Consider the following 12436-nt stretch of genomic DNA (forward strand, 5'->3'; position numbering starts at 1 on the left):
CTTCAATCGCCCCCCCGATTCGTCATTCTGAATTGAAGAACGGCAAGCACGGCAAGCACGAAGAACATCAGCACGCCCATCGCGGAGGCGACGCCGTAATCCAGCCTGGAAAACGCGTACTTCACGATCACAAGGCCGTACGTCAACGTCGAGTTGATCGGACCCCCGTCCAGCATGGCGAGCTGGGACTGGAAGCCTTGCGAGGTGGCAATCAACTGCATCACCAGCAGCAGCAGAATCAGATTGCGGATGGAAGGCAGCGTTATGTGACGGATTCGGGCCATGACGCCCGCTCCGTCGATCTCTGCGGCTTCATACCAGTCCTTGGGGATGCTGACGACGGCGGCCAGGTAGATGAGCAGCGCGGAGCCGAACTGCTGCCACGTCTCCATGATGACGAGCGCGGCCATCGCCCATTTCGAGTCCGCCATGAACATGATCGGGTCTAACCCCAGCCCCTTCAGCATCGCGTTAATAGGACCGACGGGATCGTACAGCCATCTCCACAAGCCGTACAGAACGACGACGGGAATGACGTTGGGCAAGTACGCCGCGATTCTCGAGATCCCTTGGAATCTTCTGAGCTCGGAGATGGCGACGGCGAAGACGATCGGCACCCAGAAGCCGATGACGAGCGCAAGTCCCATATAGTACAGCGTATTGCGAATCGCAATCCCGACGCTATTGTCGTTGAACACCGTCCTGTAATTGTCCCAGCCGACGAACTTGTCGCCATGGACGAAATCCACGTGATAGAAGCTGTAGACGAACCCTTTTACGATCGGCGTCCACAAAAACAAGATGAACAGGACGGCGGCCGGCAAAATAAAAAAGTAACCCCAAAAATGTTTTCTCAGGGTTCGAAACAGACCTCGCTTATTCGCATTTGTCGGCCGCATCGAAGCTGTAGCTTGTGGCTGCATAGCACTCCTCATTCCTTTTCTGTTGGTCTGTCTCAAATTATAGAAAAGGGAGGCGGCTTCTTAACATGTGCGTATCTATCGCAATGATAGGCGATCTTACTTCTTCAGCTCGCTGGGGCTGCAGCCGAAATACTTTTTGAAAATTTTGCTGAAATGCTCGGGCGATTCGTAGCCGACGCGGTCGGCGATCTCGTATCTCCGGAGATCCGTCGTCAGAATCAGCCTTTTGCTCTCCTCCATGCGCAGCTTGATGACGTATTCCCATAGATTGATTCCCATGTATTTCTTAAACAAATAGCTCAAGTAATTGGGACTGACGTGGTTTTTATGCGCAATATCGTTTAGCGTCAGCCCCTTCAGCGCGTAATTCCGATCGATATATTCCTTTACCTTCTCGACGATAAAATTGTTCCGGGAAATCCATTCCTCCTCCGTCAGATCGTCGGACGGAATTCCCCATTTGTAATCCCCGAAATAGAACACGTAATGATCCTTATGCCGATTGTTCCATTGAATCGCCTTGAGCGATTGCTCGTTCAGCTGCGGCAGAAACTCCGCCCCCTTCAGAATCTGGCTGATTCCGACGACGTTGGCGAGCCGCAAGTACTGCTCGATATTGTAATGCAGGCTGCGCCCGACGATTTCCAGCTGATTGATTTTGTTCACGGTCGGATCGGAGTAATCCTCTTCGCTCCATTGGAACAGGATGCAGATTTCGTTCGGCTGCGAATAGAACGCATGGCGGCCCGACTCCTGATCCAGCAGTTCGGTGACGATATTCAGCGCCGCGTACCGCAGCAGATTCTCGTCCTTCGCCGAGACTTCCGGAAATTGAAGATGCACCCGCAAGACCGCGTAATAGGGGCCCGGGAGCGACACCCCGTACTGCCCCAGCGCCGGCGACCGATCGGCGGAAAGCTCCGGATTCGTCAGCAGCTCGTTGAGAAGCCGATCTTTGCCTCCGTCCGGGCTTTCCATCTGAAAGCGATCTCGCGTCCCCGAAAGAATCGGATACTCAGCGGATACGGGACGGTTGATATTCAGAATGACGTTGCGGACTGTATTTAAGAAATGCTCGTTATTCAGCGGCTTGATTAAGTAGTCCTTCGCTCCGAGCCGAATCGCCATCTGCGCGTACTGAAACGTCTCATGGGCGGAGATGACGATCGTCTCGATCCACGGCTTGATCATCTTCGACTGATACATGAGCTCGATTCCGTTCATCGCGCCCATCTGAATGTCGGTGACGAGCACGTCGATGCTCTCCATTCGAATGTAATCCAGCGCTTCATAGGCGTTGTAGGCGATAAAAACACGATCCAGACTCAATCCCGACGTCTGCAGCAGACTGCTGAGACCTTTGCAGATCAGAGGCTCGTCGTCAACGATGAGAATATTGTACATGGATGACCTCCTAGGAAGATTCGTTCGGATCTTGCCGGGCGTAAGGGATCGTCACCGCCGCGATTGTTCCCCCTCCCGGACGTTTGCGGTAGCTCAGCCCGTACGAAGCGCCGAAGTGAAGCTGCAGACGCTGATGCACGTTGCGAATTCCGTAGCCCTTCTGCGTCTGCTCGCGATCCTCGTTCAGATGATTCGTCAGGGCGTCGACGTCGATCTCCTTATAGCCGTTATCTTCGACCTCAATGACGACCTTGTCCCCGTCCCGCTTTCCGCTCACGACGATCTCCCCGTCTTCCCCCATGTTCTTGACGCCATGAATGATCGCGTTCTCAATGAGCGGCTGAAGCGTAATCTTGGGAATCTCGCAAGCCGTCACGCTTCGGTCCACGCTCCACCGTACGTGGAAGCTCTGCTCCTGCCGCTTCTCGACAAGAGCCGTGTACGCGGTCGCGTGCTGCAGCTCCTCCTCCAGCGTAATCAGCTCCTTGCCCCGGCTGAGCGCGATCTTCATCAGCTTGGACAGCTCCTTGATCATCTCCGCCGATTCGGACTTGCCCTCCAGCATGCTCTTCCAATAGATCGTCTCCAGCGTGTTGTACAGAAGATGGGGATTGATCTGCTGATAGAGCAGCTGGAGCTGCGTCTCTTTCCGCTTGATCTCGAACGTGTAGTGATCGCGAATGAGCACATTCAGCCGCCTCGCCATATCGTATACAGAGGAGACGAGCACGCCGACCTCGTCCTTCCGGTGCCGATCCGGCGTGCTCGGCACGAGCCGCCCCGGCACGTATTGGCGGACGAACCAGGCCAGACGCTGCAGCGGCGTCATCAGCCCCTGCCAGAAGTACGTCATTACGAGAATGGCGAGCAGCGCGTCCGCCACCGTAATGAATTGGATGACTCTCTTCAGCTCGTTCTGCTGACGGAGCAGCGTTTGCACCGGCACACGGTACACCAGCTTCTGGTCGGCTCGGTAGTTGAAGCTCATCACATAGATATAATCGGAGGCGATGGCGTCCACCGTTCCTTCGTAGCGGTCTCCCGTACGAATTTCCGGAGGCAGCCGGAAATACGCTTCTTTGGCCGGCACGGTCGACGCGAGAATGCGGTTCGACCAGTCGGTCAAGTAGATTTCTCCGTCGGACAGCGAGACGGTCTGCAGCGACTGGCCGATCTTCCGGTCCATCGTGGCGATCAGCACGCCGATGACGTCGTTGCCCCGGTAGATGTTGTTGATCGCACGGACGTAATAAAGCGATTGGCTGTCCCACTCGAGGCTGCCGTCCCGGGACAGCATGCGCAAATAGCCCGCTCCCTTGCGCTCCTCCGCCTCCCGGATCCAATCCGTCTTCGTATCGTCCGAGTAGAAGAAAACGCCGGAATTTTTCGTCTGATTCGGCGTCTTGGGCGCGACGGCGTATTCTCCCTTCGGATCGTACACGTAGAGCGTATAGTGAATCGCTTCCCCGCCGCTGATTCCGCCGGAATAGGAGCCGAGCAGCTTCTCCATCTCGTCGTAATGGCTCAGCCGATCGCGCATCGTCGCCGGCCTGTTCGTGTTCATCGCCTGCGTAAGCGGATCCTGGATAATCGCTCGCGTCACCCGGTTCACCGTATCGAGATCGCGGGCGATGAGCAGCCGGTTCTGCTTGTTCAGCTCCGTGTAGGCTTGCGTGACGTGCCGTTTCAGAATTTGCTCCGCCTGAATGTTGCCGTACCAGTGAATGACGAAGACGGGGCTGACCAGCACGATAAACAGCAAGACGAGCTGCTGCTTGACGCTTAATTTGGTTAACGGGTTCATTAGCGACTTGCCCAATCCGCCGCCCTCCGATCCAGCTTAGGTCATTCTGACCGACACTTCTATTATCCTCGAAAAAACTGCGTTCCACGTTATTGTAGAGCAAGGTTCGTAAAATTGACTACCATTATCTTGGAAACGCACATAAGGCTGCTCCTCCAGCGCCCGGCGGATTCGGACGCTGGAGGAGCAGCCTTGTCATTGGTCGATCGATTGCGGCGTGCCGCAAATCCGGATCAACCGGCGCACGGCGTTTTATTCCGAATACATACGGCTGACCGCGCTCCAGCTCTCGCCCGGCTCGAGACGGATCAATCCGGTTTCCTCCGCGGGAAGATCGACGTTCGGCGCATTCACCATCCCGGTCTGCGGCTCCGGACAGAAAAAGCTGCCGCTCGCCTCGCCGTTATACACCATCCAATGCTTGTAGGCGTCTCCGGCTTCGTAGACGAAGCGAACGCCGGTCCGGCGGTCGTACAGCGTCATCGCGTTGATCCCGTCCACAGCCGAGGCGGTGTAGTGGTTGTCCATCGACGCGAAGTACGGGTCGCCCTTCCCTTCCCGAAGCCGCCGTTCTTCTTCGTTCAGAGGCAGACGCCTGCCGGTCGGAAGCATCCGCTCGTTCAGCTCCCATCTCTCGCCGAACGAGAAGCCGCACTCCAGATCCTCCGGGCGGCTTCCCGGCGCGAACGGAGCGTTAACCGTCGTATGGAAGCCGAGCATGAAAGGAATCGCCTCGGCGCTGTCGTTCGTCGCCTCGAACCGGTGCGAGAGTCCGGCGTCCGTCAGCGTCAACGTCTGCGTCAGCGTCACGCGGTGCGGGAAGTAAGCATACCCCGGCTCCTTCTCGTCGAAAACCAGCCGAACGGTCGCGAAGCTCTCCTCCTCCGTGCTGCCGTATTCGACCACTTCCCACTTCGAACTGTACACGAAGCCGTGCAGATGGTTGCCCGTCGACGGCTCGTTTACCGGAAACCGGTAGGTCCGTCCGTCGTATTCGAACGTGCCGGCATCGTAGCGGTTCGGCGGAAACAGAACCGGAACGCCGTGCACCCAGGGGCGCTCGACGAATCCGGCCCAGGCGTCTCCCTCCGGCTCGCGAATAAACCGGAATCCCCGGCTCTCGTCGCGGAAGGATATGAGATTGCCGCCGATTCCGGGCAGCACAATCGCCGAATATTTTCCGTGCTTCAAATAGACCGCCTGCTCGCTCTCGTAGGTCCCCAGCTTTGCTTCGTTATGCGCCATGCCGATTCATCCCCCCGGTATTGTCATCGTTACGAGTATATAAGCCAGCGGGCGGCAGCGTCAACCTGCCCGACCGGCTGATCCGGCCAGGCGCGCCGCTTCGGACGCCGGCAAGCCTTATGCCGAGCGAGCCTGCCGAACGGACCGTTATTTTACCGTTGTGAGCCAGCCGACGATCGAGTCGACGATCAGCTCGAGATTGGAGCGGCCGTCGGTGTTGAAATAAGGCTCCCGGTCGCGGAAATAATCGGCATGCTTGCCCACGATCGGCACGCCGAGAAATGCGGCCGGCGCGTGCTTGTTCCGCGTCCAGCAGGGCAGTCCCCGCTTTCGGGTCCATCCGCCGTAAGAGCCGATACGGGATACGAAATCCGGGGACGGCCCGACGGAACCGTCCTTCCTTCTTCCCTCCGCGAAGATCGACAGAACGCGAGGCTTCATCCGCTCAGGGACCCGGCAGCGGGGAGAGCCGATCTTCACCGCGAAGCAGCAGGAGCTGACGCCGCTCTTCAGCAGCAGCTCCGCCGCGTGAACGGCAGCGACGCCGCCCCCGCTATGTCCGACGAGCAGCGTCGTCCCGCTCTCTTCGCCGTCTCCGGCCTCGGCCCGTTCGCGCGCGATGTCGGCCAGCGCTCGGCCGCCTCCGATCGATCGGTCCAGCCGCGCCGCTCCCCGCCGCATATCGGCCCGAATTTCCCAGAGCTGAGCGACGACGTTCCGGCTCCAGTCGCCGTACGGATACAGCAGGCTCGACCGGATGAACGGCCGGCCGAACACCTCCGCCTTCAGCAGGCTCTCCGTCAGCATGATCCGCAAGTTTTCCATGAAGCCGGGGGCCGTCCCCAGTCCGGCCAGTAAGTAGATATCGACCTTAAGGTCTTGGGGTCCGCTCAAAGTTGTCCGCATACAAGATCCTTTCCATATCGGAGGGATGAGTATCCCTGAACCATTTGACCAGCAGCGGCGGATGGACGTCGCTCAGCGACGCCACTGCCATCTTCTGGTACATCGTCACTGCGCCTTCGGCGCTTCCGATCAGTTCCATAGCGTAGCGATCGGCCGCCGTCTCCGCCTGCCGCGAGACATAATTGGAAATCGGCAGCGAAGCGAAGGAAAGCATCGATAGGATCATCAGTGCAAGAGGCAAAGCGGTCATGTCCGACAGAGAACGGATGCCCCATCGGACGCCCCGTTTGCGTATAGCTGCCCTGTAGAGCCAGCCGCCCAGAGCCAGCAGCGCCAAGGAGGAGCCGACAGCCCCTGCGGCGCTCCATTCCAGATGGCGCATGACGTAGTGCCCCATTTCGTGAGCCATAATCAGCATGATTTCCGGTTCTTCCAGCCGCTGCAGCGTCGTATCCCACAGCACGATCCGCAGCGAGGAGCCGATCCCGTTGACATACGCGTTCAGCGCATTCGTTTTCTCCGACATGTCGACTTCATATACGCGGTGAGCCGGAATGCCCGCTCTGGCGGCGAGCTCCAGAATGCCTTCCTCCAGCTGCGGATCGGACAGACGGCTGAATTGGCTGTAGAGCGGATCGATAACGACCGGCTGCACGTACATCATCAGCAGGGTGAACGGCACGGACAGAAGCCACAGCTTCAGCCACCAGCGGCCTCCTCGGGAAATGATCCAGAAAGCGACCGCGGAAACGGCCAGCATCGTCGCATAGCCGATTCCGAAAGCGATCAGCTTGTCCCTCAGCCATCCCGTCAGCGGCTGCGTCGAGATGCCGTACGTCTTCGACAGGCAGTAGCTTGCAGCCCGAAGCGGAAAGTAAAGCAGATAGGCCGTCGCCTGGATGAGCAGCACATAAAGGGGAAAGCGCAGATAGATCGGAAGTCCGCGCTCCTCAAGCTTGACTCTCCATCTCCGTGCGAGTCCGCTGGCCAGCATCATGAAATAAATCAGCCACTCCCAGGGGCCGCTCATAAAGAAAATCCAGTTGCGGGCCGCATTCAGCCACTCGCTGCTCTGAAGCTGATTCGGGGAAAAAAAGGTCGCGGGATCGGCCGCCGTGCCCCGATACGCCTCCGGCACCTGATTCGGCGAGACGTAGGCGACATAGAGGGCGATCGCGACGGCGTAGCCGATCAACCCTAACGAATATTTCAAAAAAGCGGAATGTTTGCGAAAGCTCATCTTGACCTCCTTCATAACGGAATCATGCCCGATAATAGGAGTATAGCACTTCTCTCAACCGGGTAATCATTCCGGCTCCTGTTCGGATCAGGACAGCGAACTTATTTCAGCTTCACTAAAAAAGCATGGATCTCCTTCCGGTTTCCCGGAGATCCATGCTCTAGCCCTTCCCTATAAATGTCCGAAACCGGACCGCCCGAGTTCACACTCGCATTTCCTCCATAAAACGGACGATTTCCTCTTCCTGCGGCATTCCGTTCTGCGCTCCGAATCGGGTCACGGCCAGCGCCGAGGCGGCCACCGCGAATTCCACCGCCTTCTTCGCCCCGTCCCCGCGAGCGATCGAAACGGAGAAAGCTGCGTTAAAGCAATCGCCCGCTCCCGTCGTATCGAGCGCCTGAACCTTCTTTCCCGGAACGTGAAAACGGAGTCCGCGCGCGTCCTTGTACGCGGCGCCCTCAGAGCCCAGCGTCACGACGACGGCATTAAGCCCCTTGCTTAACAGCTTGTCCATTGCCTCGTCCAGCAACCCCGGTTTGAAGCCGCCAAGCAGCTCGGGACTTTCGGCCAGCACGGCCAATTCGTCCCGGTTCGGCGTCATGGCGTACAGCATCGGATAGAGCTCTTCCGGAAGCTTGTGCGCGGGAGCCGGGTTCAGGACGACTTTCTTGCCCGATTCATAGGCATAGCGAATCGTCTCCTGAACGGCAGCGGGGGATATTTCCAGCTGCAGCAGAACGACATCCGCCCCGTCTATTAAATGCCTGCTGCGGTGAATGTCCTGCCAAGCCAGCTTGCCGTTGGCGCCGGGCACGACCACGATGCGATTGTCCGTGTCGTATACCCAAATCGAGGCGACACCGGTGCTTTCCTCCGGCATGACCGTAACCGAGCAGTGGATATTCTCCGTCTGCATCGCCGACAGCAGCTGTTCGCCGAAGCGATCCGAGCCTACCGCGCCGATAAAAATCGTTTGCGAATGAAGCCGCGCCGCAGCAACCGCCTGATTCGCCCCTTTGCCTCCCGGCAGCAGCTTAAAGGACTTGCCGGTTCGCGTCTGCCCTTGCTCCGGAACTTCCCCGATTTCCACGACCAGATCCATGTTCACACTGCCGACGACGACAATTCGGGGAATTGGAGTTTCCGCCATCTTGTTCCTTCAACCCCTTCGTGTCGATCCCCTGACCTTCAGTTTGACTTCCATCTCGATGACGTCCGGATGCGTTCCCGTCCGGCCCTCTTCGATCTGCTGAATGACGCTTTGCGCCGCCACCTTCCCCATCTCGTAGATCGGCTGCGCGACGGTCGTCAGCTCGGGCTCGACAATCTCGGCCAGACTGATTCCGTCGAAGCCGCAGACCGCAATCTTCTCGGGCACGCTGATTCCTTTACGATGAAGAGCCTTCAGCGCGCCGAGCGCCATCAGATCGTTGCCGGCAAATATTCCGTCGATATCGGGATGGCGGTTCAGCAGTGTTTCCACCGCCTGCACGCCGCCCTCCAGACGAAACATGCCGGGCGCCATCAGCGATGGCGTATACCACGAGCAGGATCTCACGCTATCCTCGTAGCCCTGCATTCTCTCGCTTGCCGTCGCAATTTCGGGCGGCCCGTAAATGTGCGCGATTTTCTGGCAGCCCGTATCGAGCAGATGACGTACCGCCATAATCGCTCCCTCGTAATTGTTGCTGCGAATCAACGTGCACTTGCTCGTATCCGAGGCACGATCCAATACAACGACGGGGATTTGCTGCTGTCTCAGTCTGTCCAGTTCCTGCTGAGTCAAATAATTGGAAGCAAATATAATTCCGTCAATTTTGCGCTTGCGCAAAATGTCCAGATAACGGATTTCCCGGTGGTCTTGATGGTCCGAATTGCAGAAGAAGACCGCGTAGCCCTTCTGCTGACTTACATCTTCAATGGCGCGGGCCAGCTCGGAGAAAAAGAGATTGGTGATATCGGGAAGAATCAGCGCAATCGTCGGCATGCTGTTGACCGCCATTCGGCGCGCCGCCAGCGGTTTATAACCCAACTGCTCCATCGCCGAAGCGATGCTTTGCTCTGCCTGCTTGCTGACGTAACCGTTCTGATTGATCATGCGGGAAACCGTAGCGATGGACACCCCCGCCAATTCCGCAACCTCTTTAATCGTCGCCAACCTTAACACCGCCGCTTCTTTGCTAGTGCTTGCCGCCAGAGCCGTTCTACCTCTGGAGCTTATCGAACAAATCTATGAAGATCGCATTCCGGTCTACGGATGCGACGTTTCTCATCAGGTGTCTGGAGCGGTCGAAACTCCACTGCAGCTTATCCGTCAATATCGGCGAATGAATGATGGGTGCCGGCGCCCACTTCTCGTTAAGCAGATAAGCAATCGCGCCAATATCCCAGATCACTTTGGCCCAGCCCAGACGATTGCTTCCATATTCCCGAACGAGCTCGATCAGCGCATCGCTGGCTTCGTTCTTGCCTCCGATGCAGGCTTCCATCTCCGGTACGGAGGTGAGCAAATGCGAAGTCACCGAATAACACGGAACGTGAACCAGCGGCACTCCACTGTTGAACAGTACCTGGGCGGCCAGAATGTCCTGATACACATTGTACGCGTTATTGTTGTTGTCATCCAAAGTGTTTCCGCCGAGCCAGACTACCACGATTCGGTTGACGAGATCGGGACAGAGCAGCAGCGCCGAAGCGATATTGGTGGAAGCCCCGATACCTACCACATAAAGCGGACGCTCGCTGGAATACCCTTTGGCTTTCTCGATCAGGTCAAGCACGGCAGGACTGGACACGGGATGATCCAGATCCGGCAAGTAGGTTTTGGAGCCTTTGAACACCAGGTTCTCGTGCGGAATATTGAGCATGCGCAGAAACCGCAAAATCTCGTTGTAGCTCAGCTCCATCCCGACGCCGGGGTCGGATGCCCGCTCGTTCATGGAGAAAGGCGCCGCATAGATCGCCTTGACATTCAGGCGCTCCTTGGACTTCAACGCGTAGACCAGCGCAAACTGGTCATCCACTTCCGTATACGTATCCGTGTCCAGCACTATATCCACGACGCCTTGCGGATGCTCAAGCATCTGTAGTCTGACGCTGTCATTCAACCGGGGAAATCTGTTCATTCATCCATTCCTCCTCTGATATTAACCTTTAATTCCCGAAGCTGCAATTCCTTCCACGAAATGCCGTTGCAGCAGCAAAAACACGATCAGGATGGGAAGCGACAGCAAGACGACGCCGGCCAATGTCAGATTCATCCGCTCGAACATTAAGTCCTTGACGGTTTTAAGCCCGACGACCAGCGTATAGTTTTCTCTGGATGCGAGGAAGGTTGCCGGAATCAAGTACGAATTCCACGTTCCCGAGAAACTGAAGATCGCGATGGAGGTGATAAGTGGCTTGGTCAGCGGCAGCATAATGCGGAAGAAAATGCCCTCCCGGCTTAATCCGTCGACTCTGGCCGCCTCCTCCAATTCCTTCGGAATGGTCAGGAAAAACTGGCGCGCCATAAAAATATATAAGCTGTTAAACAAAAACGGGACCGTAATGCCGTACATCGTATCGATCCAGCCCAAGTCCGCCAACTGAATGTAGACAGGCGTAATAATGAACTGGTACGGGATCATCATCGTCGCCAGCACCGCGACAAAAATCGCGTTCCTTCCCGGAAACTGCAAACGGCTCAGCGCATACCCGGCCATGCAATCGATGATGATATTTCCGATCACGATGCAGAACGTATTGACAACCGTGTTGCCGAACCAGCGAAGAACCGGGTAGCTCTCAAACAACAGACGGTAGTTTTCCAGCGTGAAGTGCCGCACCGATACGATCCGGTCGATGAACTGTAGCGGCAGCAGGGAATAGTACAGCGAATAGGCGAAAGGCAGGATGAAAAGCATTGCCAAGCCGGTCAGCAGAAGATACAGAAGCCCTTTTCTTGTCGCGTTCATCATCTATACCCTTTCATCACTCGTCTTTTCCGAACATTTTTTTCTGCAGCAGCGTGATGGCCAGAATCATGGCGAACAGAACGACCGCTGTGGCGCTGCCGAAGCCAACCTCACCGAACTTGAAGGAGTTGAGGTAGAAGAAGGTAACCAGCGTGCTGATCGATCCGGCCGGCGACCCCAATTGCCCTTGCCCGGATACCGCCGCGATCTGATCGAACACCTGGAAGGCGCTGATGGCGCCGTGCGTCAGCGCCAGAAACGTCACGGGCTTGAGCATCGGGAGCGTAATATACCGAAGCCTCTGCTTGCCGTTGGCGCCGTCCATCTCCGCCGCTTCGACGACTTCACCGGATATCGTCTGCAAGCCGGATAGATAAATAATCATGTAGAAGCCGACCTGCTGCCAGACGTACATCATAATAATGAACGGCAGCGCATACCTCGTATCCGCGAACCAGGACACGTTATCGATCCCGAAGTAGGATAATAGCGTGGGAATCGGTTTTCCGCCCACGAATAAATACATGAACACCGTTGCTACCGCAATGGACGAAATGACGTGGGGCATATAAAAAATCGTTCGGTATACGCTTCTTCCCTTGAAAGAAACATTGATGCAAACCGCCAGCAGAAGCGCAAAAAAAGTTTGCAAAGGCACGGCGACGACGACCATCGTCACCGTGTTGGACAGCGCATTGTAAAAGCTGTCATTCTTGAACAGCTTGACGAAGTTGTCCAAACCGACAAAATGGTTGTTCAGCTTCATGACATAGTTGTATTCGAAAAAACTGAGCCTGAAGGATTGCAGAGCAGGAATCAGAAACCAGACCGCCCACAACAGCATGGCTGGAAGCAAAAACAGATACGCCGTCCGCCACATCGACCGCGTATCCTTGCTCGCCGCTTTCCATCTCATTTTCGCACTTCACCTTCCACTAGCAGGCTGGAGCGGGAAGCT

General features: G+C 56.7%; 11 protein-coding genes. All 11 read right to left on the minus strand.

Translation table 11 applies throughout. The features are described from left to right. Positions 1 to 2 precede the first annotated feature (2 nt). The 11 genes from ACFO3S_RS00880 to ACFO3S_RS00930 all read right to left on the minus strand — a co-directional run bounded on the left by ACFO3S_RS00880 (position 3) and on the right by ACFO3S_RS00930 (position 12394). On the minus strand, positions 3 to 935 hold the full coding sequence (locus ACFO3S_RS00880; RefSeq protein ID WP_378091256.1) for a carbohydrate ABC transporter permease: 933 nt from the start codon (positions 933 to 935) through the stop codon (positions 3 to 5). 84 nt (positions 936 to 1019) lie between these two features. Further along, positions 1020 to 2327, minus strand: coding sequence for a response regulator (locus ACFO3S_RS00885; protein WP_378091258.1), 1308 nt, complete (start codon positions 2325 to 2327; stop codon positions 1020 to 1022). A gap of 10 nt (positions 2328 to 2337) precedes the next feature. Continuing rightward, positions 2338 to 4146: a cache domain-containing sensor histidine kinase gene (locus ACFO3S_RS00890; protein ID WP_378091259.1), complete on the minus strand. Its 1809-nt coding sequence runs from the start codon at positions 4144 to 4146 to the stop codon at positions 2338 to 2340. A gap of 237 nt (positions 4147 to 4383) precedes the next feature. Beyond that, positions 4384 to 5376 carry an aldose 1-epimerase gene (locus ACFO3S_RS00895; RefSeq protein ID WP_378091261.1) on the minus strand — a complete coding sequence of 331 codons (993 nt, stop codon included), beginning with the start codon at positions 5374 to 5376 and terminating at the stop codon, positions 4384 to 4386. Between the two features lie 147 nt (positions 5377 to 5523). Then, on the minus strand, positions 5524 to 6270 hold the full coding sequence (locus ACFO3S_RS00900) for a hypothetical protein (protein ID WP_378091263.1): 747 nt from the start codon (positions 6268 to 6270) through the stop codon (positions 5524 to 5526). After that, positions 6248 to 7522 (minus strand): M48 family metallopeptidase, encoded by a 1275-nt coding sequence (locus tag ACFO3S_RS00905; RefSeq protein ID WP_378091265.1) that lies wholly within the window; start codon positions 7520 to 7522, stop codon positions 6248 to 6250. The genes ACFO3S_RS00900 and ACFO3S_RS00905 overlap by 23 nt, the downstream gene beginning before the upstream one ends. Positions 7523 to 7724: 202 nt before the next feature. Then, positions 7725 to 8672 (minus strand): ribokinase, encoded by a 948-nt coding sequence (rbsK, locus tag ACFO3S_RS00910; protein ID WP_378091267.1) that lies wholly within the window; start codon positions 8670 to 8672, stop codon positions 7725 to 7727. Between the two features lie 9 nt (positions 8673 to 8681). Beyond that, the gene (locus tag ACFO3S_RS00915; protein ID WP_378091269.1) at positions 8682 to 9680 is read right to left on the minus strand and encodes a LacI family DNA-binding transcriptional regulator; all 999 of its coding nucleotides are present in this window, start codon (positions 9678 to 9680) and stop codon (positions 8682 to 8684) included. A gap of 46 nt (positions 9681 to 9726) precedes the next feature. Then, positions 9727 to 10647: a nucleoside hydrolase gene (locus ACFO3S_RS00920; RefSeq protein ID WP_378091271.1), complete on the minus strand. Its 921-nt coding sequence runs from the start codon at positions 10645 to 10647 to the stop codon at positions 9727 to 9729. A gap of 21 nt (positions 10648 to 10668) precedes the next feature. Further along, positions 10669 to 11478: a carbohydrate ABC transporter permease gene (locus tag ACFO3S_RS00925; protein ID WP_378091273.1), complete on the minus strand. Its 810-nt coding sequence runs from the start codon at positions 11476 to 11478 to the stop codon at positions 10669 to 10671. A gap of 16 nt (positions 11479 to 11494) precedes the next feature. After that, positions 11495 to 12394 carry a carbohydrate ABC transporter permease gene (locus ACFO3S_RS00930; RefSeq protein ID WP_378091275.1) on the minus strand — a complete coding sequence of 300 codons (900 nt, stop codon included), beginning with the start codon at positions 12392 to 12394 and terminating at the stop codon, positions 11495 to 11497. Positions 12395 to 12436: the final 42 nt, after the last annotated feature.

It is taken from the genome of Cohnella hongkongensis (genome assembly GCF_042654645.1).
GTDB lineage: Bacteria > Bacillota > Bacilli > Paenibacillales > Paenibacillaceae > Cohnella > Cohnella hongkongensis.

Coding starts and splice junctions, on each gene's coding strand:
- ACFO3S_RS00880 (WP_378091256.1), bottom strand. CDS start 935: ATGAGGAGTGCTATGCAGCCACAAGCTACAGCTTCGATGCGGCCGACA.
- ACFO3S_RS00885 (WP_378091258.1), bottom strand. CDS start 2,327: ATGTACAATATTCTCATCGTTGACGACGAGCCTCTGATCTGCAAAGGT.
- ACFO3S_RS00895 (WP_378091261.1), bottom strand. CDS start 5,376: ATGGCGCATAACGAAGCAAAGCTGGGGACCTACGAGAGCGAGCAGGCG.
- ACFO3S_RS00905 (WP_378091265.1), bottom strand. CDS start 7,522: ATGAGCTTTCGCAAACATTCCGCTTTTTTGAAATATTCGTTAGGGTTG.
- rbsK (WP_378091267.1), bottom strand. CDS start 8,672: ATGGCGGAAACTCCAATTCCCCGAATTGTCGTCGTCGGCAGTGTGAAC.
- ACFO3S_RS00920 (WP_378091271.1), bottom strand. CDS start 10,647: ATGAACAGATTTCCCCGGTTGAATGACAGCGTCAGACTACAGATGCTT.
- ACFO3S_RS00925 (WP_378091273.1), bottom strand. CDS start 11,478: ATGAACGCGACAAGAAAAGGGCTTCTGTATCTTCTGCTGACCGGCTTG.
- ACFO3S_RS00930 (WP_378091275.1), bottom strand. CDS start 12,394: ATGAGATGGAAAGCGGCGAGCAAGGATACGCGGTCGATGTGGCGGACG.